Raw genomic sequence first — 22685 nt, 5'->3', positions numbered from 1 at the left:
GCACCAGGCATAAGGAGCACGACACCATGGCAAGACACTGGCGAGCCGGCGCTGCCGGCCTGGCCGTCCTCGGCCTCACCCTCACGGCGTGCGGAGGGGCGAAGGTCGGCGACAGCACCTCCGGAGGCTCGAAGTCCTCGGGCGGCAAGTGCGGCACCTTCAATCTGGCCGTCAACCCGTGGGTCGGCTACGAGGCGGACGCGGCGGTCGTCGCGTACGTGGCGCAGCACGACCTCGGCTGTACGGTCCAGAAGAAGGACCTGAAGGAGGAGATCGCCTGGCAGGGCTTCGGGACCGGCGAGGTCGACGCCGTCCTGGAGAACTGGGGCCACGACGATCTGAAGAAGAAGTACATCACCGGGCAGAAGACCGCCGTGGAGGCGGGCTCGACCGGCAACAAGGGCGTCATCGGCTGGTTTGTGCCGCCGTGGCTGGCCAAGGCGCACCCGGACATCACCGACTTCAAGAACCTCAACAAGTACGCCGATAAATTCAAGACGTCCGAGTCGGGCGGCAAGGGCCAGCTGCTCGACGGCGACCCGTCGTACGTCACCAACGACGCCGCCCTGGTCAAGAACCTGAAGCTGAACTTCAAGGTGGTGTACGCGGGCAGCGAGACGGCGCTCATCCAGGCCTACCGCACCGCCGAGAAGAACAAGCAATGGATGATCGGCTACTTCTACGAACCGCAGTGGTTCATGTCGGAAGTACCGCTGGTGAAGGTCAACCTGCCCAAGTACACGACGGGCTGCGACGCCGACGCGGCGAAGGTCGCCTGCGACTACCCCGTCTACGACCTGGACAAGATCGTCAGTGCCCGGTTCGCCAAGTCCGGTGGTCCCGCCTACAACCTGGTGAAGAAGTTCAACTGGACGAACGACGACCAGAACACCGTGGCCAAGTACATCGCCGTGGACAAGATGTCGGACGACGCGGCGGCCAAGAAGTGGGTCGACGCGCACCGCGACAAGGTCGACGCCTGGCTGAAATAGGACGGGTCGGGAACAGGCCGGTCGTGACGCCCGGCGGGCGGTGTGCAGCTGTGCGCACCGCCCGCCGGGCATTGCCGTGTTCCGGGCCGTTTTCCGACGTCACCGACCCCTTGACACCCTCCATGCCGACGGGCACATTGAGTTGCGCAACCTGAGTCAAGTTGCGCAACAAGCAACTGAACCGGTCTCAAGTTCGGAGGTTGGGCGATGGCGGGACCCCGAGTGGTCATCATCGGAGCGGGCGTCGTGGGAGCGGCCCTCGCGGACGAGATCTCCGCACGCGGCTGGACCGAGGTGACCGTGGTCGACCAGGGCCCCCTGCCGGCCACCGGGGGCTCCAGCTCGCACGCCCCGGGCCTGGTCTTCCAGACGAACCCCTCGAAGACCATGACGGAGCTGGCCCGGTACACGGTCGAGAAGTTCTGCTCCCTCGACGTCGACGGCAAGCCCTGCTTCCTCCAGGTCGGCGGCCTCGAGGTGGCGACCAGCCCCGAGCGCCTCGCCGAACTCCACCGCCGCCACGGCTGGATCACCGCCTGGGGCATCGAGGCGCGCCTGCTGACCCCGGACGAGTGCGTGGAGAAGCACCCGCTGGTCGACCGCGACAAGATCCTCGGCGGTCTCCTGGTCCCCACCGACGGCCTCGCCAAGGCGGTCCTGGCCGTCGAGGCGCAGATCCGCCGGGCCACCGAGCGCGGCGTGCGCTTCCTCGCCCGCCACGAAGTCCTCGACGTACGGCAGAGCGTCGGCCGCGTCACGGGCGTGGTGACCGACCAGGGCGAGATCCCCGCCGACATCGTCGTGTGCTGCGCCGGCATCTGGGGACCGAGGATCGCCCGCATGGTGGGCATGAACCTGCCACTCACCCCGCTCGCCCACCAGCTCGCCTGGACCGGCCCGGTCCCCGCCCTCGCCGGCCAGACCGAGGAAGCGGTCCGCCCGATCCTGCGCCACCAGGACGCCGACCTGTACTACCGCGACCGCTTCGACGGCCTCGGCATCGGCTACTACGGCCACCGCCCCATGCCGGTCTCCGCCGACGACATCCTCTCCGTGGACGAGGCCGAGGAGATGCCCTCGGTCCTGAAGTTCACCGAGGAGGACTTCGAGCCCGCCTGGACCGAGACGCAGTCCCTGCTTCCCGCGACCCGCGAGGCCAAGGTCGAGGAGGGCATCAACGGCCTGTTCTCCTTCACCACCGACGGCTACCCGCTGCTCGGCGAGTCCCCGGACGTCAAGGGCTTCTGGGTCGCCGAGGCCGTCTGGGTCACCCACTCCGCGGGCGTCGGCCGGGCCGTCGCCGAATGGCTGGTCGACGGCCACTGCTCCTCGTTCGACCTGCACGAGTGCGACGTCAACCGCTTCGAGCCGCACCAGCTCTCCCCGGAGTACGTCCTGGCACGCGACTGCCAGAACTTCGTCGAGGTCTACGACATCCTCCACCCCCTCCAGCCCTCCGGGAAGCCGCGCCCGATCCGCACCAGCCCGTTCCACACCCGCCAGCAGGAACACGGCGCGTTCTTCCTGGAGGCGAACGGCTGGGAACGCCCCCAGTGGTACGAGGCCAACGCGGGACTGGTCGAGGGCCGCGACATCCCCACCCCCAACGACTGGGCCGCGCGCTACTGGTCGCCCATCGTCGGCGCGGAGGCCCAGGTCACCCGCGAGAAGGTCGCCCTGTACGACATGACGGCCCTCAAGCGCCTCGAGGTCAGCGGACCCGGTGCCGCCGACTTCCTGGAGGGCCTGGTCACCGGCAAGGTCGCCAAGTCCGTCGGCTCGGTGACGTACACGCTGCTCCTGGACCACGACGGCGGCATCCGCAGTGACATCACCGTCGCCCGCCTCGCCCGCGACCGCTTCCAGGTCGGCGCCAACGGCAACCTGGACCTCGACTGGTTCACCCGCCACCGGCCCGCCGACGGCACGGTCCAGGTCCGCGACATCACCGCCGGCACCTGCTGCATCGGCCTGTGGGGTCCGCTCGCCCGCGAGGTGCTGCAGCCGCTCACCGACGAGGACTTCTCCAACGAGGGCCTCAAGTACTTCCGCGCCAAGCACGCCTACATCGGCTCGGTGCCGGTCACGGCGATGCGGCTGTCGTACGTCGGCGAGCTGGGCTGGGAGCTGTACACCACCGCTGACCAGGGCCTGAAACTGTGGGACACCCTGTGGGCCGCGGCCCGGCCGCTGGGCGGCGTCATCGCCGGCCGGGGCGCCTTCAACAGCCTGCGTCTGGAGAAGGGCTACCGCTCCTTCGGCACCGACATGACCTACGAGCACGACCCCTACGAGGCCGGCGTCGGCTTCGCCGTCAAGCTCGACAAGGGCGACTTCATCGGCAAGGCGGCGCTGGAGCGGCGCAAGACCGACGTGCGGCGCAGGCTGAGCTGCCTCACCATCGACGACCCGCGGGCGGTCGTCATGGGCAAGGAGCCGGTGTACGACGGCGACCGGGCCGTCGGTTACGTCACCAGCGCCGCGTACGGCTACACGATCGGCAAGGGGATCGCCTACGCCTGGCTCCCGGCGGAACTGGCCGAGCCCGGCAGGACCGTGCACATCGGCTACTTCGACCAACGGATCGAGGCCGTCGTCGCCGAGGAGCCGTTGTTCGACCCGGCCATGTCCCACCTCCGCGGCTGAGCGTTCGACGGGAGTACCGCACATGACCGCACAACTCCTCGACGGCAAGGCCACGGCCGCCGCCATCCGTCACGAACTCGCCGAGCGTGTAGGCAAGTTGACGGCCCTGACCGGCCGTCCGCCCGGTCTCGGCACCGTCCTCGTCGGCGACGACCCCGGCAGCCGTGCCTACGTCGCCGGAAAACACCGGGACTGTGCGCAGGTCGGCATCGCCTCCCTCCGCCGCGAGCTGCCCGCCGACGCCACCCAGCGGCAGGTCGAGGACGTCATCGACGAACTCAACGCCGACCCGGCCTGCACCGGCTACATCGTCCAGCTCCCGCTCCCGCGCCATCTGGACGCGGGCGCCGTACTGGAGCGGATGGACCCCGCCAAGGACGCCGACGGTCTGCACCCGGTCAACCTGGGCCGGCTCACCCTCGGCGTGGCGGCGCCCCTGCCCTGCACCCCGCGCGGCATCGTCGAACTGCTCCGCCGGTACGAGGTGCCCATCGCGGGTGCGCGGGTGTGCGTGATCGGGCGGGGCGTGACCGTGGGGCGGCCGATCGGCCTGCTGCTCACCCGCAGGTCCGAGAACGCCACCGTCACCCTGTGCCACACCGCAACCAAGGGCCTGGCCTGGCATGTGCGCGAGGCGGACATCGTCGTCGCGGCGGCCGGCTCGCCCGGACTGATCACGAAGGACATGCTGCGCCCCGGCGCGGCCGTCCTGGACGTCGGCATCACCCGCACCGGGCACGGGCTCGTCGGCGACGTCCACCCGGAGGCCGCCGAGGCCGCCGGGTGGCTCGCGCCGATGCCCGGCGGAGTGGGACCCATGACCCGGGCGATGTTGCTCGCCAACGTCGTCGAGGCCGCCGAGAGGAACGTGACCACCGTATGAACGCCCTGAACACGCCCCTGGCGGAGCTGGACCCCGAGGTCCACGAAGCCCTCCGCGCCGAGCTGCACCGTCAGCAGTCCACCCTGGAGATGATCGCCTCCGAGAACTTCGCGCCCACCGCCGTGATGGAGGCGCAGGGCTCGGTCGCGACCAACAAGTACGCCGAGGGCTATCCGGGCCGCCGCTACTACGGCGGCTGCGAACATGTCGACGTCACCGAGCGGTTGGCGATCGAACGCGTCAAGTCCCTGTTCGGCGCCGGCTACGCCAACGTCCAGCCGCACTCGGGTGCGCAGGCGAACACCGCCGTGTTCTTCGCCCTGCTCAAGCCCGGCGACACCGTCCTCGGCCTCGACCTCGCGCACGGCGGTCACCTCACCCACGGCATGCGCATCAACTACAGCGGCAAGATGCTGAACGTGGTGCCGTACCACGTCTCCGAGGCGGACAACCTCGTGGACATGGACGAGGTGGAGCGGCTCGCCAAGGAGCACCGCCCCAAGATGATCATCGCGGGCTGGTCGGCGTACCCGAGGCAGCTGGACTTCGCGGCCTTCCGCCGCATCGCCGACGAGGTCGGTGCCCTCCTCATGGTCGACATGGCGCACTTCGCGGGCCTGGTCGCCGCCGGACTGCACCCGAGCCCCGTCCCGCACGCGCACGTGGTCACCACCACCACGCACAAGACCCTCGGCGGTCCCCGCGGCGGGGTCATCCTCACCAACGACGCCGACCTCGCCAAGAAGATCAACTCGGCGGTGTTCCCGGGCATGCAGGGCGGCCCGCTGGAGCACGTCATCGCCGCGAAGGCGGTCTCCTTCAAGGTCGCGGCCTCGCCCGAGTTCGCCGAACGCCAGGCCCGCACCCTGGCCGGCGCCCGCATCCTCGCCGAGCGCCTCACCCGGCCCGACGCGGCCGCGGCCGGAGTGAAGGTGCTGACGGGCGGCACGGACGTCCACCTCGTCCTCGTCGACCTGCGCGACTCCGCACTCGACGGCAAGCGCGCCGAGGATCTGCTGCACGAGATCGGCATCACCGTCAACCGCAACGCCGTCCCCTTCGACCCGCGTCCGCCCATGGTCACCTCCGGCCTGCGCATCGGCACCCCCGCCCTGGCCACCCGTGGCTTCACCGAGGCGGACTTCGCCGAGGTCGCCGAGGTGATCGCGCTGGCCCTCCAGCCCGAGCCGGACGTGGCCGCACTGCGCGCCCGCACCGAGGCGCTGGCCGCCGGGCACCCGCTCTACCCGCACCTCTCGCACGACGGAGACGCCCGATGAGCCCCCGCACCCCCGGCGCCGACCTGCCCGACCACCCGGACTGGCTCTGGCGCACCCCCGAGCCCAAGCGGTCGTACGACGTGGTGATCGTGGGCGGCGGCGGCCACGGCCTGGCCACCGCCCACTACCTGGCCAAGAACCACGGCATCACGAACGTCGCGGTGCTGGAGAAGGGCTGGCTGGCGGGGGGCAACATGGCCCGCAACACCACGATCATCCGCTCCAACTACCTGTGGGACGAGAGCGCGGGCATCTACGAGCACGCGCTGAAGCTGTGGGAGGGGCTGGAGGAGGAACTCGACTACCCGATCCTCTTCTCCCAGCGCGGCGTGCTGAACCTCGCCCACAGCCTGCAGGACGTCCGCGACAGCGTGCGCCGGGTCGAGGCCAACCGGCTCAACGGCGTCGACGCCGAATGGCTCGACGCGGAAGGCGTCAACGAGGTCTGCCCGATCGTCAACGTCTCCCCCGACGTCCGCTACCCGGTCCTCGGCGGCACCTACCAGCCACGCGCCGGCATCGCCAAGCACGACTACGTGGCCTGGGGCTTCGCCCGCTCCGCGGACGCCGCCGGCATCGACATCATCCAGAACTGCGAGGTCACCGGACTGGATGTGATCGACGGCCGGGTGGTCGGCGTACAGACCACGCTCGGCCCGATCGCCGCGGGCAAGGTGGCCCTCTGCTCGGCCGGCCACACCTCGGTCCTCGCCGCCATGGCCGGCATCGAACTGCCCATCCAGAGCCACCCGTTGCAGGCCCTCGTCTCCGAACTCCTGGAGCCCGTGCACCCGACGGTCGTCATGTCCAACGCCGTCCACGTGTACGTCAGCCAGGCACACAAGGGCGAGTTGGTGATGGGCGCGGGCATCGACGCCTACAACTCCTACACCCAGCGCGGCGCGTTCCACATCATCGAGGAACAGATGTCGGCGGCCCTGGAACTCTTCCCGGTCTTCGCCCGGGCCCATGTGCTGCGCACCTGGGGCGGCATCGTCGACGTCAGCCCGGACGCCTCGCCCATCGTCGGCCTCAGCCCGGTCGACAACCTCTACCTCAACTGCGGCTGGGGCACCGGCGGTTTCAAGGCCACCCCGGGTGTCGGCTGGGTCTACGCCCACACCATCGCCCACGACACCCCCCACGCCCTGAACGCCCCCTTCTCGCTCGACCGTTTCACCACCGGCGCGCTCGTCGACGAGCACGGCGCGGCCGCGGTGGCCCACTAGGGAGCCGAACCATGCTGCTGATCCCCTGCCCGTGGTGCGGGCCCCGGGACGAGGCCGAGTTCCACTACGGCGGCCAGGCCCACGTGCCCTACCCCGAGGACCCCGCCGCCCTCACCGACGAGGAGTGGGCGCGCTACCTCTTCTTCCGCGACAACCCCAAGGGCCCGTTCGCCGAACGGTGGAGCCACGCGGCGGGCTGCCGCAAGTGGTTCAACGCGGTGCGGGACACGGCGACGAACGAGATCCTGGCGGTGTACCGGGTGGGGGAGACGCGCCCCGAGCGGCTTGAGCCGGGTGAGCTGACCTCTCAGTCGTGTCCGGTGACCTCTCAGCCGGGTCCGGAACATCCAGCCCGTCCGGCGATTGAGGACGAGGCCGTTCAGGCCGAACGGGGGTCTGGGGGCGCAGCCCCCAGCGGGGTCGAAGGGGCAGAGCCCCTGGAGGATGGGACGGGTAGGGGCGGCGGGGGCGACCATCCCTTCCGCACCCCCACCGGCGGCCGCATCGCCCGCGACACCCCCCTCGCCTTCACTTTCGACGGCATCGCCTACCAGGGCTACCGGGGCGACACCCTCGCCTCCGCCCTCCTGGCCAACGGCGTCATCCAAGCCGGTACCAGCATCAAGCTCGGCCGCCCGAGGGGTATCTTCTCCGCCGGCGTCGAGGAACCCAACGCGGTCGTCCAGATCGAAGAACCCTTCCCCGAGCCGATGCTCCCCGCCACGACCGTCGAGCTGTACGACGGCTTGGCCGCGACCAGCCTCCCGGGCCAGGGCCGCCTCGCCACCGAACCCGACCCGGCCCGCTACGACGCCGTACACGCCCACTGCGATCTGCTCGTGGTCGGGGCAGGCCCCGCCGGCCTCGCCGCTGCCGCCGCCGCGGCGCAGAGCGGCGCCCGCGTCATCCTCGCCGACGACCAGCCGGAACCCGGCGGCAGCCTGCTCGGCACCGGCGAGCACCTCGACTGGGTCGAGGCGACACGCGCACGGCTCGAAGCCGCCCCCGAGGTACGCGTCCTGCGCCGCACCACCGTCTTCGGCCACTACGACGACAACCACCTCCTCGCCGTCGAGCGCCGCACCAACCACCTCGGCGCCGACGCCCCGGCGAACGTCTCCCGCGAACGCGTCTGGCGGATCCGCGCCCGGCGCGTGGTCCTCGCGACCGGCGCCCACGAGCGTTCGCTGGCGTTCGGCGACAACGACCGACCCGGCGTCATGCTGGCGTCCTCGGCCCGGACGTACCTCCACCGGTACGCCGTGCTGCCCGGCCGGCACGCGGTCGTGTTCACCACCAACGACAGCGCCTACGCCGCCGCGCTCGACCTGGCGGCCGCGGGTGTGGACATCACCGCGATCGTGGACACCCGGCCCGAGCCGGGGGAGTGGGCCGTGCGTGCCCGGTCCGCCGGGATCGAGGTGCTCGCCGGGCACGCGGTGACCGGTACGGAGGGCGAGGCCCGCCTCACCGCCGTGACGGTCGCGCCGTACGGGGAGTCCGCCGGCCGGCGGGAGTTCGCCGTCGACCTGCTCCTGGTCTCCGGCGGCTGGAACCCGGTCGCCCACCTGTTCAGTCAGGCGGGCGGCAAGCTCCGCCACGACGACGCACTCGGCACGTTCGTGCCCGACAGCGGCCGTCAGGCGGTGGAGGTCGCGGGCAGCGCGAACGGTGCCTTCGACCTCGCCGTGGTCCTCGCACAGGGCGCGGCAGCCGGTGCCCGCGCGGTCGAGGCGGAGGGCTACACCGCCGAGGCACCCGCGCTCCCGGCCGCGGCCGCACCGCCGCACACCCCGCCCATGCAGGTCTTCACCATCCCGACCGACACCGGCGCCCCGCGATTCGTCGACCTCCAGCGCGACGTCACCGTGGACGACCTGGCCCGGGCGACCGGCGCGGGCCTGCGGTCGGTGGAGCACACCAAGCGCTACACCACCGCCGGCACCGGGGGCGACCAGGGCAGGACGGCCGGCGTCCTGGCCAGCGGGGTCGTCGCCGAACTCCTCGGCGTGGACATCTCGGCGCTCGGCCTGCCCACCTTCCGGCCGCCGTACACCCCGGTCTCCTTCGCCGCCCTCGCGGGTCGCGACCGTGGCGCGCTGAGCGACCCGGTCCGTACGACGGCCCTGCACGGCTGGCACGTGGCGCACGGCGCGCTGTTCGAGAACGTCGGCCAGTGGAAGCGGCCCTGGTACTACCCGCAGGACGGCGAGGACATGGAGACCGCCGTGCTGCGCGAGTGCCGGGCCGCCCGAGAGGGCGTGGCCTTCATGGACGCCTCCACCCTCGGCAAGATCGACGTGCAGGGCCCGGACGCGGCGCTCTTCCTCGACCGGCTCTACACCAACATGATGAGCACCCTGAAGGTCGGCATGATCCGCTACGGCGTGATGTGCCGCCCGGACGGAATGGTCTTCGACGACGGCACGGTCATCCGGCTCGCCCAGGACCGCTTCCTGGTCACCACCACGACCGGTAACGCGGCCACCGTCCTGGACTGGATGGAGGAGTGGCTCCAGACCGAGTGGCCCGAACTGCGGGTCCACTGCACCTCGGTCACCGAGCAGTGGGCCACCGTGGCCCTGGTCGGCCCGGAGTCCCGGCAGGTCCTCGGCTCGCTCGCGCCCCAACTCGCCGTCGGCAAGGACGACTTCCCGTTCATGGCCTGGCGGGAGACGACCGTCGCCCGCATCGAGGCGCGCGTGTGCCGGATCAGCTTCTCCGGCGAACTCGCCTACGAGATCAACGTGTCACCGTGGGACGCCGTCGCGCTGTGGGAGGCACTGTACGAGGCCGGCGCCCCGTACGGCATCACCCCGTACGGCACCGAGACCATGCACGTCCTGCGTGCCGAGAAGGGCTACCCGATCGTCGGCCAGGACACCGACGGCACGGTCACCCCGCAGGACCTCGGCCTGAGCTGGGCGGTGTCGAAGAAGAAGCCCGACTTCATCGGCAAGCGCTCCTACGCCCGCGCCGACACCGTCCGGCCCGACCGCAAGCACCTCGTCGGGCTCCTCCCCGAGGACCCGGCCGTCTTCCTCCCGGAGGGCACGCACCTGGTCGCCGACAGCGAACTGCCCGCCCCGCCCGTGCCGATGCTCGGCCATGTCACCTCCAGCTACCGCAGCGCGGCACTCGGCCGGACCTTCGCGCTCGCCCTGGTCAAGGGCGGCCGGGACCGGATCGGCGAACGCCTCTACGCGCCCGTCGGCGACCGGCTGGTCCCCGTGACCGTCGCAAGCCCCGTCCTCTACGACCCCGAGGGAGCCCGCCGCGATGGCTGACACCGCCCTGACCGCATGGCAGCGCAGCCCCCTGGCAGACGCCGCCCACCGCCTGGCCGCCGCGACGCGCTCCTCCCGGGGCGCGATCCGCCTGGCCGAACTCCCCTTCCTGGCCCAGGTGAACGTCCGCCTCGACGCCAAGAGCCCGGCGGCGGAGGCCGTCGGACTGGCCCTGGGAGTCCAACTGCCGCTGGAACCCAACACCGTCGTGCACGCGGGGGAGGTGACCGCGGTGTGGCTCGGCCCCGACGAATGGCTCGTGGTGGGCCGGCCCGGCACCGAGCGGGACCTGGAGAGCCGGATCCGTTCGGCGGCGGGAGCGGAACCGCTCTCCGTCACCGATGTCTCCGCCCAGCGCACCACCCTCCTGGTCGGCGGACCCCGCGCCCGGGACCTGCTCGCCCACGGCTGCGCGCTGGACCTGCACCCGCGTGCCTTCGGCCCCGGCCGCTGCGCCCAGACGACGCTGGCCCGCACCCAGGTCGTCCTGGTGGCCCGTGACGAGTCCAGGGCCGGTTTCTGGGTACTGGTGCGCTCCTCCTTCGCCGGGTACCTGGCGGACTGGCTGCTGGACGCGGCCGTCGAATACCGGTGAACGGCCCGGCAGGGCGGCGGAAGTGAGCCGGCGGTGCCGGGCCGACGCGGACGGTCGGCCCGGCACCGCCGCTCCATATCCACCGCCCCGGCCGACTGCCCGACCCGGGAGATGAGCACGAGAAATGAGCACGAGAAAGGCCCGCAGCCGTGCGCGACGCCGCACCCCTGGCCCGCTTCGGAAGCCTTGTCGCCACCGGCCTTCGCGATGTCACCGGCGACGCCGAGGCCCTGGACTCCGCCGGCTTCTGGGCCGTCTGCGCGGACTTCGAGGGCCGGCTGACCTGCGCCCGTTTCACGGACGTACGGGAGGCGCCGGTGCCCGCCCCGGTGCCCGGCGGCTGGCGCGGGCCGGCCGCCCGTGACTGGACGTCCTCCCTCGACCGTGCCGCGTACACCGGGGGCGTGCGACGCATCCGTGACTACATCGCGGCCGGCGAGGTCTACCAGGCCAACCTCTGCCGGGTGCTGTCCGCGCCGGTCGGACCCGACGCCGACGTGGACGCGCTGACCAGCCTGCTGGCCCGCGGCAACCCGGCGCCGTACGCCGGAACGATCCGGCTGCCCCGGCACGGGGTGGAGATCGCCACGGCGTCACCCGAGCTGTTCCTGCGCCGCCGCGGGCGGATCGTCGAGTCCGGGCCGATCAAGGGCACCGGGCGCACCGAGGCGGACCTGCTGGCGAAGGACTACGCCGAGAACGTGATGATCGTGGACCTGGTCCGCAACGACATCGGCCGCGTGTGCGTGGCGGGCAGCGTGACCGTCCCCGACCTGTGCGCCGTGGAGAAGCACCCGGGGCTGGTCCATCTGGTCTCCACCGTACGCGGCGAACTGCGCCCCGAGGCCGGCTGGCCCGAACTGCTCGCCGCCGCGTTCCCGCCCGGCTCGGTCACCGGCGCGCCCAAGTCCAGTGCCCTGCGGATCATCGAGGAACTGGAGACGGCCCGGCGCGGCCCGTACTGCGGCGGCATCGGCTGGGTGGACGCCGACCGTGGCGTCGCAGAGCTGGCTGTCGGCATCCGCACCTTCTGGATCGACCGCGGCGAGGGGGTGCTGCGGTTCGGTACCGGCGCCGGGATCACCTGGGGTTCCGACCCCGAGGGGGAGTGGCGGGAGACCGAGCTCAAGGCGTCCCGGCTGCTCGCGGTGGCGGCCGGGGGCGACCTCGGACTGAGCTTGCGCTCAGTGCAGCATGTTTCGTCATACGCACCGAGGTGAACCTGCATCCACCAGGACGCCTCGCTGGCCGACGGCTGGCTGGAGGGGTGGCCGGCAGTCTCCCTGTCACGGTCGTTTCGCCCCGGAAGCCGCCGTCGCGCGCGGACTCGCCCTGCTGGAGCAGGGAGCCGACATCGTGGCCGCGACCGTCGACGCGGTACGGGTGACGGCCCGCTGGGGCGCGGCCTGGGGCCCCTGCCGCGTGGGGGGACTCAGCCCACGTACCCCATCCGGTGGCTGATCTCCTCCGCGCCCTTGAGCAGCAGGGGGGCCAGCTCGTGGATGCGGTCCTCGGTGAAGCGGTACGCGGGGCCGGAGGCGCTGAGGGCGGCGACGACCTCGCCGTGGTGGGAGCGGATCGGGGCCGCCATGGCGTGCAGTCCGATCTCCAGCTCCTCCAGGGTCACCGCGTACCCGCGATCCCGCGACTCGGCGAGGTTCTCCTCCAGCTTCGTCCTGGCGGTCAGGGTGTGCGGCGTGAGCTTCTGGAGTCCGGAGGCCGCGAGCACCTCGGCGCGCTGCTTCACCGACAGGTGCGCGAGCAGGATCTTGCCGCTGGACGTGGCGTGTACCGGGGTGAGCTGCCCGACCCAGTTGTGGGTGCCGACGGCGCCCGGGCCGCGCACCTGGTACAGGTTGACGGCGTAGTGCTCCTGCAGGACGGCGATGTTGACGGTCTCGCCGATCTCCTCGCTGAGCCGCTCGCACACCTCCCGGCCCTGCTGCGTGACGTCGAGGCGGCCCGTGACCGCGCCGGCCAGGCGCACGATTCCGAAGCCGAGCCGGTACTTGCCGCGATCGGCCGCCTGCTCGACCAGACCGCGCGCCTCCAGCGCCCCGAGCAGACGGAACGCGGTCGACTTGTGGACGTCGATCTCGGCGGCGACCTCGCTGACACCGGCCTCCCCGCGCTGGGCGAGGATCTCCAGGACGCTGACGGCACGGTCGACGGACTGCACCCCGTTCACCGCGGGAGCTGTTGTTTCGCCATCTGCGGTGTAGTTGCTCATAGCGCAACTATACGCACTATCGGCTCCTGTGCCCCGGGGGTTGCGCAGGGAAGGTAGAGGGAGGGTATACGACGGCTCCTCGGGTAGGGGAGCCGTCGGCGTGAGTGGTTCGGCGGGCCGTGCGGGCGGCGGTGTCAGCGGAAGACGACCGTGCAGTTGCCGTTGGTCAGCACACGGCTCTCGCTGTGCCACTGCACGGCACGCGCGAGGACCCGGGCCTCGACATCGCGGCCCATGGTGACCAGTTCGTCCGGCGCGTGGGAGTGGTCCACGCGGACGACGTCCTGTTCGATGATCGGGCCCTCGTCGAGGTCGGGGGTGACGTAGTGGGCCGTGGCTCCGACGAGTTTGACGCCGCGCTGGTGCGCCTGCACATACGGCCGGGCGCCCTTGAAGCTGGGCAGGAAGGAGTGGTGGATGTTGATGGCCCGGCCGTCGAGCCGCTTGCACAGGTCGTCGGAGAGGATCTGCATATAGCGGGCGAGCACCACCAGGTCGATGTCGAGCTCGGCGACGAGCTCCAGCAGCCGGGCCTCCGACTCGCCCTTGGTCTCCCGGGTCACCGGGACGTGGTGGAAGGGGATGCCGTAGTTGCGGGCCAGCGGCTCGAAGTCGCGGTGGTTGGAGACGATCGCCGGGATCTCGATGTTGAGCGAGCCCGTTGACTGGCGGAAGAGCAGGTCGTTGAGGCAGTGGCCGAACTTCGACACCATGATCAGGGTGCGGGTCGGGGTCGTGACGTCGTGCAACTGCCAGGTGATCCGGTATGCCTCGGCGACCGGGCTGAAGTCGGTGCGCAGCTGCTCCAGGGACGTCGCCGGATGGGTGACCTCGAAGTGCACCCGCATGAAGAAGCGGTCCTGCAGGCGGTCGTCGAACTGCTGGCTCTCGAGGATGTTTCCTGCGTGGGTCACGAGAAAGCCGGTGACGGCGTGGACGAGGCCGGCCCGGTCGGGGCACGAGAGGGTGAGGACGAACTCGCGGCCGGGCTGCGGGCGAGAAGACATGACATTCTCCGTTAGTGCGTAATGCGCAACGACGAGAGTGATACGCAACATCGTCCGGTGCGGACGGCGGCCGGTCAAGAGGCTTGTTCTGTGTTGCGTGTGAAGATGCGCCATGCGCAACAACTGAACCTGACCACCGGGGGCGAGGGTCTCGGCCTCGCGGTGCTGGAGTGGACGTATCCCGTCGGGCGGCTTTATGCGTTGCGCGCCCGGCGACTTCGTGGTCCTCAACTGGCTCGCCGTATGCGGCACGTGCCGTGTCTGCAGGCAATCGGCGCCTTCGCTGAGAAGACCCTGGTCGCCGCCGGGCACTGACCCGCCCGCCACGACACGAACCTGGAGCAAGGACGGCTCCACCTCGCGCGCCCCCGGTCGGAGGTCAAGGGCTTCACGGTCGACGGCGGCGAGGGCCTGGACCGCATCCCGGGCGTGGCGGACGCGCAGGACCGCCGCTGCTACGCGATCACCGTCAAGCCGCAGGTGCTCATCAACCTCGTGCCGGACCATGTGATCTTCCACCGGATGTACCCGATGGCCCACGACCGCACGGTGGTCGAGTGAGACTGGCTGTACCTGCCGCACGTGGTGGAGAGCGGCAAGGGCGTGGACCGCTCGGTGGAGCTGTTCCACCGGGTGAACCAGCAGGACTTCGACGCCTGTGAGCGCACCCAGCCGGGCATGAGCTCGCGGGCCTACGCCAAGGGTGGCGTCCTGGTGCACTCCGTCTCTTGACAACCCTCCCGCGCGGCGAAAGCATGTTGCGCATAACGAACATTGTTGTGCTATTTGAGACGGTTCTCGATCTCTCCGCTCCCTGTCGAGCACCCGCTATCCGGAGGTTCCCCCATGACCATCACCGTCGTCGGAGCATCGCTGGCAGGGCTGAGCACGGTCCGCGCACTGCGCGCGGAGGGCTACGAGGGCGGCATCGTCGTCGTGGGGGAGGAGCGCTACCTGCCCTACGACCGCCCTCCGTTGTCCAAGGACTTCCTCAAGGGCGACCTCGACGTCGGCGCTCTCGCGCTCGGTGACGCGGGCGAGTACGAAGACCTGGACGTGGAGTGGGTGCTCGGCGAGCGAGCGGTGCGGCTCGACCCCGCGGACCGCTCGATCACTCTGACCGGAGGGCGCCGGCTGCGCACCGACCAGGTCGTCATCGCCACCGGAGCCACTCCCCGGACGCTCCCCGGCGCGGACAGACTGGCCGGCGTCCACACCCTGCGCACCCTGGACGACGCCCAGGCCCTGCGCGCCGAGCTGCTGAACGGTCTGCCCCGGGTCGTCGTCATCGGCGCCGGTTTCATCGGCGCCGAAGTGGCGTCCACCGCCCACCGGCTCGGCCTCCACGTCACCGTCGTCGAGGCGCTCGACGTACCGCTGGAGCGCCAACTGGGGCGCGAGATGGGGCTGGTGTGCTCCTCGCTCCACAGTGATCACGGGGTCGGCCTGCTGTGCGGGATCGGCGTGGCGGGACTCATCGGCGAGCGCCGGGTCACCGGAGTGCGGCTGGCGGACGGGCGGGTGCTGCCGGCCGACATCGTGGTTGTCGGGGTGGGCGTGCGGCCCGCCACCGACTGGCTCGCCGGTTCCGGCGTACCGGTGGACGACGGCGTGGTGTGCGATGCGGGCTGTGCCACGGGCGTGCCGGGCGTGGTCGCCGTCGGTGACGTCGCCCGCTGCCCCAACCCGTTCACCGGGCGGCACGCGCGCATCGAGCACTGGAGCAATGCCACGGAGCAGGGGAGAACCGCCGCCCGCACGCTGCTCTCGGGCGTGTCGGCCCCCGCCCCCGTCACCGCGCCCTACTTCTGGTCCGACCAGTACCAGGTGCGCATCCAACTCGCCGGACATGTAGCTCCCGGAGCCGAACCCCAGGTCGTCGACGGCGCCCTCGACAGCCGTTCCTTCACCGCCGTCTACCGGCGCGGGGACACCCCGGTCGCGGTGCTCTCCCTGAACCAGCCGAAGCTGTTCAACCGACTCCGCCGCACCCTCACCCCCGCCGCCGTGCCCGCCACCTCATGAGCCCGGCGCCTCAACTCCCCTTCCACCAGCCTGACACGTACGCCGCGGGCCACCCGGGCCTGTAACCGAAAACCCTCCCGTACGGGCGTGCCCGGGACCGCTCGGCGCGCCCCGCCCATCCCCGGAGTATGGCGTGGCAATCAGCGTCTTCGACCTGTTCTCCATCGGCATCGGTCCGTCCAGCTCGCACACCGTGGGCCCGATGCGCGCCGCCGCGATGTTCGCCGCCCGGCTGAAGAAGGACGGCGTACTGGCCCAGACCGCCGCGGTGCGAGCGGAGCTGTTCGGTTCCCTCGGCGCCACCGGCCACGGACACGGCACCCCCAAGGCCGTCCTGCTCGGCCTGGAGGGCAACGAACCGCACACGGTCGATGTCACCCAGGCCGACCTGGACGTCGAGCGGATCCGCACCACCCGGCGCATCCGCCTCCTCGGTGCCGAGATCGGTTCCGCCCACGAGATCGACTTCGACGCCCCGACCCAGCTGATCCTGCACCGCCGGCGCGCACTGCCGTACCACGCCAACGGCATGATCCTGTGCGCATACGACGCCGATGGTGTGCCGCTGCTGACGAAGACGTACTACTCGGTCGGCGGCGGCTTCGTGGTCGACGAGGACGCCGTAGGTGCCGATCGGATCAAGGCCGACGGCACCGAGGTGGCCCACCCGTTCCGCACCGGTGACGAGTTGCTGCGTCTCGCCCGCGAAACCGGCCTGTCCATCTCCGCGCTGATGCTGGAGAACGAGAAGGCCTGGCGTACCGAGGAGGAGATCCGCGCGGGTCTGCTGGGCATCTGGCGGGTCATGGAAGGCTGCGTCTCCCGCGGACTGTCCATCGAGGGCATCCTCCCCGGCGGCCTGAAGGTCCGCCGACGGGCCGCGGCGGCGGCCCGGGCGCTGCGCAGCGAGGGCGATCCGGTGGGCCGGGCGATGGAGTGGGTCACCCTCTACGCGATGGCGGTGAACGAGGAGAACGCCGCCGGCGGCCGGGTCGTGACCGCCCCGACGAACGGCGCGGCCGGCATCATCCCGGCGGTCCTGCACTACTACATCAACTTCGTCCCCGGCGCCGACATGAAGGTGAAGTACAAGGAGACCGCCCGTGGCGGCCTCGCGGTGAACGTCATCGAGTGCTGAGGAACGGAGGCCGTGGGAAGGGTCACCGAGCCACTGGGCGGCAGACCGTTGGCGATCGTGGGCCGGGCCGAGGAGGTGGCCATCGTCGTGCCTTCGGCCTGGTGGTGGTAGAGGCGCAAGCCCGCGGGACGCCCGTGATCGCCGCCGAGGTCGGCGGCCGGCCCGGTGCGCCTTCGCCGACGACCCGTCACTCTCCGCCCGGAGGGGCGCGGCCGTGGCGGCGACGGCGGACACGTACGCGGCGGCGTTGGGTCCCGGCCTACAGCGGCGCGGGGGAAGAGGCGCCCGCGATCAGCAGACGGGGGGTTCCCGTGCCGTCGGCGGGCACGCTCCACAGGTCGTTGCTGCCGACCTTGCCATTGGTGGGCAGGGCATAGGCGACGGTGTGATCGTCGAGCCAGGCGGCCTGGTCGTCGACGCTGTGGCGCTCGGCGAGCGCGGTCTCGTGCAGGGTGCGCAGGTCGAGGACGTACTCGTGCCAGAGGGCCGTACCGGACAGGACCCGCTTCTTGAACGCGACGCGGGTCCCGTCGGGGGAGAGCGAGGGGCACTCCACGTTCTGGACCAGGGTGGTGACCGTACGCCGGGAGAGGGAGCCCCGGACCAGGTAGGTGTGGTTCGCGGTGCTGAGGGTGGCGTAGAAGGTGTCGTCGTCGGAGGCGAAGGTGACGCCCCAGAAGTTGACGTCCGAGGCGTGGTAGGGCGTGCCGTCCTTGACGATGGCGAACGACTCCAGACTCGGAGTCAGCCGCATGGTGCGGGTGTCCAGGATCGAGGTCCGGGTGGAGAAGAAGGCGGACGAATAGGACTCGCCGGAGACGAAGACGGTCCAGGCGACGAAGCGGCCGCTCGGTGAGACCCGGGCCCGGCTGGGGGTGCCCGCGAGCGGGAAGGTGTGCAGGGTGCGCAGACCGGCGTCCAGGAGCAGGACACGATTGCTCTGCTTGAGGACTCCGGGGACGGACTGGAGACAGACGCCCGTGCCGCCCGCCGCGTAGAAGCGCGCGCATTTCAGGCTTGAGGCGACCCGCTCGCCCCTGGGATCGGCCGCCGGGACCGAGGCGACCGCGGTGCGGTGCGGGCCGGCGGCCGCGTTGAGGAACGTCACGCGGCCCTTCTGGCCGAGCAGCACCTTGCCGGCGCTGACGGCGGGGCCGCCCGACTGCGGCTGGTTCGCCCGGTCCGCGCGGGAGGCGGCGTGCAGGACCATGCCGGTTCCCAGGCTCCCGAGGAGCAGCACCGCCGTGACGAGTAGGAGCAGGCGGAGGCGCAGCGGAGTCATCCGGATCCTTGTGGCTGAGGTGGTCGTCATCGGGCCCCGCCGGAAGGTCGCAGCACCATGCCCGCGACGGCGGCGCAGCACAGCAGGCCGAGCGCCGATCCGGCCAGCGCCGGGCCGTCTCCCCACACCGTCCAGGCGGCGCCGAAGGCCAGCGAGCAGCAGAACCGGGCCAGCGCCTGGCTGGTGCCGACGATGGCGAGACCGCTGGCGCGCAGCCGCTCGGGCACGATGCCGGCGAGGGCCGCGGGAAGTACGCCGTCCGTGGCCGCGTAGAACGTGCCGTGCAGGGCGAGTACGAGACAGGGAAGGACCGGCGTGGCCGGGGCCCACAACAGGAGGGCGTATCCGGCGAGCAGACCCGCGTGCCCGGCGAGGAACACGGTGCGCCGCCCGACCCGGTCGGCCAGCGCGCCCACCGGCACGGCCAGCAGCAGGAACACGACGGCGGTGCCCAGCGGCAGCAGCGTGAACCACTGCTCGCCGACGCCCGCCCGCCGTTGCAGGAGCAGGTAGACGAAGGCGTCGCTCACGGTCGTCAGGCCGAGCAGCGCGGCACAGACGGAGAGGGCCCGCAGCCGAGGCAGGCGCAGCAGCGTCAGCACTTCGCGCATGCGGACGGGCCGCCCGCCGTCCGCCGTCCCTGTGCCGCCCGCCGTCCCTGTGCCGCCCGCCGTCCCTGTGCCGTCCGCTGTCCCTGCGTCGTCCGCCCTCCCTGCGTCGCCCGTCATACCCGCGTCGGCCGTCATGCCTACGTCGCCCGTCTGCGCGCGTTGCCGCCTGCCCGGTACGAACAGGACCAGTACGAGCACGCCGAGCGTGGCGACGCACGCGCTCACGCCGAACACGGCGTCGTAGCCGTCGGCCGCCACACGCAGGATGAGGAAGGCCGCCAGCGGGCCGAGCATCGCACCGGTGGTGTCCATCGCCCGGTGTACGCCGAAGGCCCGGCCCTGGCTCCCGGGCGGCGTGGACAGGGAGATCATCGCGTCGCGCGGGGCGGTGCGCAGGCCCTTGCCGGTCCGTTCCACGGCGAGGACCGTGCCGATGGTGCCGAGGCTGCTCGCGAGCAGGAGCAGCGGCTTGCACAGCGCGGACAGGCCGTAGCCGAGCCCTGCGATCAGCTTGTGGCCCCGCACCCGGTCGGCGAGGTGGCCGCCGGTGAGCTGGACCAGCGCGCTGACGCCGTTGTAGACGCCGTCGAGGGTGCCGAATCCCAGTGGGCTGAAGCCGAGTTGGGTCACCAGGTAGAGCGGCAGCACGGCGGTGACCATCTCCGAGGAGACGTCGGTGACCAGGCTGACCGTGCCGAGCACGAGCACGACCGGGGCCACCTTGTGCCCCGAGCCGCGTCTTCGGCCGGGCTCGGTGTCCGCCCGCGGAGCTGTGGAGCGGTCGGTGAGATACATGATCAGGGGCTCCAGGTGGGGTGAGCTCAGTTCTGCCGGCTGCTCTCGTCCCGGAGCCAGGTACCGAAGTCCTGTGCCCGGATGGCCTTTTGGGCCTCTCGCCGGGCGACGAGCGCGGCGGCGACGAAGACGACGACACCCGCGAAGAGCTTCGGCTCCTTGCGGAGCATGGCCTTGAGATCCGCCGTGCTCGTGCGTGCCGAAGCCTCTTCCGGTCGCTGGTGCTGTTCGACCTGGGCGGTGGACACCGCGGCCCGGATCCGCCGACGGATCAAGTCCGGCCATGTGCGCGGCGGGTGGACCACGACCCGGGCCGCGCCGACCACGCGCCGCTCCCGCGGGGCGAACGCCAGGGACGCGGCCAGGTCGTCCGCCATCAGCGGCGGCAGTGCGGCGATCCGGGCGTGCCCGGCCTTGGAGACCGCGATGACACCTCGGCCGAACAGTCCCTCGCGTATGGCGGGGAGGCGCTGCCACACCTGGTAGTAGGCACGCACCCGCCATGTGCAGGCGGCGAGCGGGATCCGACGTTCGGGGGCGGTGGCGAGGATGCCCGAGGCGTCGTCGGTCAGGGGCTCCGTCAGCGCCCGTACGTCGGCGCCCGTGATCACCACGTCGGCGTCCACGTAGACGCGGGGGAAGCCGCGCGCGTGGTCGTCGCCGGTGCGCAGGGCGGCGTGCTTGGAGGGGACGGGTATCTCGACCACCCGCACGCGCGGGCCGCGGGCGGCCGCGATCCGCGCGGTGTCATCCGTACAGCCGTTGCACACGACCACGATGTCGGTCTCGTCCTCGGAGGGATCGGCCAGCAGCGAATCCAGGAGCCGGCCGATGACGCGCGCCTCATTGTGAGCCGGGATCACGATGCTCGTCACCCGGGCAGTATGCCGTCGGTGTCGCCATTGCGCCGTGTGTTTCGTCCAACCGTTCCCGAGGCTGCGCCCAGTGGTCTAGATTGAGGCCCGCCGGACCGGTTTGGGAGGGCGACGCGCTCTTGACGGCACGTCAAGGCATGACATTGTGAACCGGACGCGAAACAGGCAGTAACCAACATGCAGGGAGCATGGGGCGGTTGGGGAACCGCTGAGGGCTCCCTCTTTCACCAGTGCCGCTGTGCTGAGGAGACACATCGGCGCTGATCCGGCCCTGGCTACGGACTTGCGACCGTATGCCGGGTTTTGTTCGGTCAGGGGTGTAGCTGCGCATGTGGTGGGGGGTCCATGACCATCGAGGTCACGCATGAGCAACTGGTAGTGGAACACAGACGTCCGGCAACTCGCCGAAGACGTTGGGAAAGGAAGTACCGGTTAGTCCTGCTGGTCGCGGACGGTCTCGCAGCCGCCGCCGCGGCCTTGGTGATCCACGGGGCGTACGGCCGCTGGGCCGTGGCCCTGGTGCTGCCCCCGATGTGGATCGTGGCGATGCTGGCCCATCGCTCCTACGATCGCAGCGCCCTCGGCCTGGGGCCCGAGGAGTATCTGCGGGTGCTGCGCGGCGCCGTCACGCTGCCCGCGCTGGCCGTGTGCGCGTACTGGCTGTTCAGACACGACATGGGCCTCCTTCATGACATGATCACGGCCGCGGCCCCGGCTGTCGCGATCGCCCTGCCGGTCCGGTACACGCTCCGCCGCCGGCTGCACAGCCGATGGGCGCGGGGCCGGGACCGGAGCGCGACGCTCCTGGTCGGGCCGTCCCGCGGCATCGTGGAGCTGGTCACCGTGCTGCGGCGCGCGGGCGGCACACAGGAACTGCAGGTCGCCGGGGTGTGCCTGAGCGATCCGGACAACGCGGTGGAGATCCGCAAGCTGGGGCTCCCCGTCCTCGGCGGCGTCGGCGACATGCATGACGTCATCCGGGCCATGGGCATCAGCACCGTGGTGGCGCTTCCGGCACCCGGGTTCGACGCCGCCGTCCTGCGCCGGATGTCCTGGACGGCGGCCGTCCAGGGCGCCGACTTCCTGCTGGCCCCCGTACTGGCCGACATCACCGCCTCCCGGCTGGCCATACGCTCCACCAACGGCGTGCCGCTGGTACGCATACAGGCGCCGAACCTCTCCCGGGTCTCCCGGTTGCCCAAGGAACTGCTGGACCGGGCGCTCGCGGCGACGCTCCTGCTGATCCTGCTGCTCCCCATGCTGATGATCGCCCTGATCGTCCGGATGGACAGCTCCGGGCCGGCACTGTTCCGCCAGCGCCGGGTGGGCCGCTACGGCAACCACTTCACCATGCTGAAGTTCCGCACCATGCGGCCGGACTCGGAGGCACTCCGGGCGGAACTGGAGCACCTCAACCAGAACAGCGACGGGCTGCTGTTCAAGGTGAAGCAGGACCCACGGGTCACCCGGGTCGGCTCGGTGCTGCGGCGCTGCTCACTCGACGAACTGCCGCAGCTGATCAACGTGATCAGCGGCCATATGTCACTCGTCGGCCCGCGCCCGTCGCTGCCCGAGGAGGTGGAGGGATATCCGCCCGAGGTCAAACGCCGGTTGCTCGTGAAGCCCGGCCTCACGGGGCTGTGGCAGGTGAGCGGACGCTCAGACCTGCCCTGGGACGAGGCGGTCCGGCTCGATCTCGGATACGTGGACAACTGGTCGATGAGCCTCGACGTGTCGATCCTGCTGCGCACCGGGTCGGCAGTGGTGCGGGGAACGGGGGCGTACTGATGGACCGAGGGAAGAGGAAGCA

At 71.2% G+C, this 22685-nt stretch carries 15 protein-coding genes and 3 pseudogenes; 13 read left to right on the top strand and 5 right to left on the bottom strand.

The window, feature by feature from the left end; genetic code table 11:
• Nucleotides 1-26: 26 nt before the first annotated feature.
• The 8 genes from ACWC0C_RS27565 to ACWC0C_RS27530 all read left to right on the top strand — a co-directional run bounded on the left by ACWC0C_RS27565 (nucleotide 27) and on the right by ACWC0C_RS27530 (nucleotide 12132).
• Nucleotides 27-992 (top strand): ABC transporter substrate-binding protein, encoded by a 966-nt coding sequence (locus ACWC0C_RS27565; protein WP_449194456.1) that lies wholly within the window; start codon nucleotides 27-29, stop codon nucleotides 990-992.
• 207 nt (nucleotides 993-1199) lie between these two features.
• Nucleotides 1200-3638 (top strand): GcvT family protein, encoded by a 2439-nt coding sequence (locus ACWC0C_RS27560; RefSeq protein WP_450866546.1) that lies wholly within the window; start codon nucleotides 1200-1202, stop codon nucleotides 3636-3638.
• A gap of 22 nt (nucleotides 3639-3660) precedes the next feature.
• The gene (locus tag ACWC0C_RS27555; RefSeq protein ID WP_450866544.1) at nucleotides 3661-4521 is read left to right on the top strand and encodes a bifunctional methylenetetrahydrofolate dehydrogenase/methenyltetrahydrofolate cyclohydrolase; all 861 of its coding nucleotides are present in this window, start codon (nucleotides 3661-3663) and stop codon (nucleotides 4519-4521) included.
• Nucleotides 4518-5801, top strand: a complete 1284-nt coding sequence (gene glyA / locus ACWC0C_RS27550) for a serine hydroxymethyltransferase (protein ID WP_450866543.1) — start codon at nucleotides 4518-4520, stop codon at nucleotides 5799-5801. Before ACWC0C_RS27555 ends, glyA begins: the two co-directional genes overlap by 4 nt.
• Nucleotides 5798-7030, top strand: coding sequence for a sarcosine oxidase subunit beta family protein (locus ACWC0C_RS27545; protein ID WP_450866541.1), 1233 nt, complete (start codon nucleotides 5798-5800; stop codon nucleotides 7028-7030). The genes glyA and ACWC0C_RS27545 overlap by 4 nt, the downstream gene beginning before the upstream one ends.
• Nucleotides 7031-7041: 11 nt before the next feature.
• Nucleotides 7042-10317: a sarcosine oxidase subunit delta family protein gene (locus tag ACWC0C_RS27540; protein WP_450866540.1), complete on the top strand. Its 3276-nt coding sequence runs from the start codon at nucleotides 7042-7044 to the stop codon at nucleotides 10315-10317.
• The gene (locus ACWC0C_RS27535) at nucleotides 10310-10912 is read left to right on the top strand and encodes a sarcosine oxidase subunit gamma (RefSeq protein ID WP_449194450.1); all 603 of its coding nucleotides are present in this window, start codon (nucleotides 10310-10312) and stop codon (nucleotides 10910-10912) included. Before ACWC0C_RS27540 ends, ACWC0C_RS27535 begins: the two co-directional genes overlap by 8 nt.
• A 149-nt stretch (nucleotides 10913-11061) precedes the next feature.
• Nucleotides 11062-12132, top strand: a complete 1071-nt coding sequence (locus ACWC0C_RS27530) for a chorismate-binding protein (protein WP_450866538.1) — start codon at nucleotides 11062-11064, stop codon at nucleotides 12130-12132.
• Between the two features lie 212 nt (nucleotides 12133-12344).
• Here the strand turns inward: ACWC0C_RS27530 and ACWC0C_RS27525 are convergent, their stop codons facing one another.
• Both ACWC0C_RS27525 and purU read right to left on the bottom strand, forming a co-directional pair.
• Complete coding sequence (locus ACWC0C_RS27525; RefSeq protein ID WP_450866536.1) at nucleotides 12345-13142, bottom strand: IclR family transcriptional regulator; 798 nt, start codon at nucleotides 13140-13142, stop codon at nucleotides 12345-12347.
• Between the two features lie 134 nt (nucleotides 13143-13276).
• Entirely contained in the window at nucleotides 13277-14149 is an 873-nt protein-coding gene (gene purU, locus ACWC0C_RS27520; protein WP_450866534.1) for a formyltetrahydrofolate deformylase, read from the bottom strand.
• Between the two features lie 190 nt (nucleotides 14150-14339).
• Between purU and ACWC0C_RS27515 the strand changes: the two are divergent.
• From ACWC0C_RS27515 to ACWC0C_RS27500, 4 genes and pseudogenes are all read left to right on the top strand, one after another.
• Nucleotides 14340-14458: pseudogene (locus ACWC0C_RS27515) on the top strand (S-(hydroxymethyl)mycothiol dehydrogenase); the annotation flags it as partial.
• 45 nt (nucleotides 14459-14503) lie between these two features.
• Nucleotides 14504-14881: pseudogene (locus tag ACWC0C_RS27510) on the top strand (SRPBCC family protein); the annotation flags it as partial.
• Between the two features lie 114 nt (nucleotides 14882-14995).
• Nucleotides 14996-16174 carry an NAD(P)/FAD-dependent oxidoreductase gene (locus tag ACWC0C_RS27505; RefSeq protein WP_450866532.1) on the top strand — a complete coding sequence of 393 codons (1179 nt, stop codon included), beginning with the start codon at nucleotides 14996-14998 and terminating at the stop codon, nucleotides 16172-16174.
• 133 nt (nucleotides 16175-16307) lie between these two features.
• A pseudogene (locus ACWC0C_RS27500) lies at nucleotides 16308-17249 on the top strand (L-serine ammonia-lyase); the annotation flags it as partial.
• 322 nt (nucleotides 17250-17571) lie between these two features.
• Here ACWC0C_RS27500 and ACWC0C_RS27495 read toward each other — a convergent pair.
• The 3 genes from ACWC0C_RS27495 to ACWC0C_RS27485 are packed head-to-tail and all read right to left on the bottom strand — an operon-like array spanning nucleotide 17572 to nucleotide 20875.
• Complete coding sequence (locus tag ACWC0C_RS27495) at nucleotides 17572-18594, bottom strand: TolB family protein (protein ID WP_450866530.1); 1023 nt, start codon at nucleotides 18592-18594, stop codon at nucleotides 17572-17574.
• Nucleotides 18595-18620: 26 nt separating this feature from the next.
• Nucleotides 18621-20000, bottom strand: a complete 1380-nt coding sequence (locus tag ACWC0C_RS27490) for an MFS transporter (RefSeq protein ID WP_450866529.1) — start codon at nucleotides 19998-20000, stop codon at nucleotides 18621-18623.
• A gap of 26 nt (nucleotides 20001-20026) precedes the next feature.
• Nucleotides 20027-20875, bottom strand: coding sequence for a glycosyltransferase (locus tag ACWC0C_RS27485; RefSeq protein WP_450866527.1), 849 nt, complete (start codon nucleotides 20873-20875; stop codon nucleotides 20027-20029).
• A gap of 345 nt (nucleotides 20876-21220) precedes the next feature.
• On the opposite strand from ACWC0C_RS27485, the gene ACWC0C_RS27480 reads away from it, so the two are divergent.
• On the top strand, nucleotides 21221-22663 hold the full coding sequence (locus ACWC0C_RS27480; RefSeq protein ID WP_450866525.1) for a sugar transferase: 1443 nt from the start codon (nucleotides 21221-21223) through the stop codon (nucleotides 22661-22663).
• Nucleotides 22664-22685 lie beyond the last annotated feature (22 nt).

The organism is Streptomyces sp. NPDC001709, from assembly GCF_053596375.1.
The sequence above is the reverse complement of the archived record's forward strand: the minus strand, read 5'-3'. Positions and strand labels throughout refer to the sequence as shown.

Excerpts from the sequence above, each read along its gene's own strand:
- ACWC0C_RS27555 (WP_450866544.1), top strand. The coding sequence starts at position 3,661 with ATGACCGCACAACTCCTCGACGGCAAGGCCACGGCCGCCGCCATCCGT.
- ACWC0C_RS27565 (WP_449194456.1), top strand. The coding sequence starts at position 27 with ATGGCAAGACACTGGCGAGCCGGCGCTGCCGGCCTGGCCGTCCTCGGC.
- ACWC0C_RS27525 (WP_450866536.1), bottom strand. The coding sequence starts at position 13,142 with ATGAGCAACTACACCGCAGATGGCGAAACAACAGCTCCCGCGGTGAAC.
- ACWC0C_RS27560 (WP_450866546.1), top strand. The coding sequence starts at position 1,200 with ATGGCGGGACCCCGAGTGGTCATCATCGGAGCGGGCGTCGTGGGAGCG.
- ACWC0C_RS27490 (WP_450866529.1), bottom strand. The coding sequence starts at position 20,000 with ATGTATCTCACCGACCGCTCCACAGCTCCGCGGGCGGACACCGAGCCC.
- purU (WP_450866534.1), bottom strand. The coding sequence starts at position 14,149 with ATGTCTTCTCGCCCGCAGCCCGGCCGCGAGTTCGTCCTCACCCTCTCG.
- ACWC0C_RS27495 (WP_450866530.1), bottom strand. The coding sequence starts at position 18,594 with ATGACTCCGCTGCGCCTCCGCCTGCTCCTACTCGTCACGGCGGTGCTG.
- glyA (WP_450866543.1), top strand. The coding sequence starts at position 4,518 with ATGAACGCCCTGAACACGCCCCTGGCGGAGCTGGACCCCGAGGTCCAC.
- ACWC0C_RS27545 (WP_450866541.1), top strand. The coding sequence starts at position 5,798 with ATGAGCCCCCGCACCCCCGGCGCCGACCTGCCCGACCACCCGGACTGG.
- ACWC0C_RS27535 (WP_449194450.1), top strand. The coding sequence starts at position 10,310 with ATGGCTGACACCGCCCTGACCGCATGGCAGCGCAGCCCCCTGGCAGAC.
- ACWC0C_RS27480 (WP_450866525.1), top strand. The coding sequence starts at position 21,221 with ATGACCATCGAGGTCACGCATGAGCAACTGGTAGTGGAACACAGACGT.
- ACWC0C_RS27505 (WP_450866532.1), top strand. The coding sequence starts at position 14,996 with ATGACCATCACCGTCGTCGGAGCATCGCTGGCAGGGCTGAGCACGGTC.
- ACWC0C_RS27540 (WP_450866540.1), top strand. The coding sequence starts at position 7,042 with ATGCTGCTGATCCCCTGCCCGTGGTGCGGGCCCCGGGACGAGGCCGAG.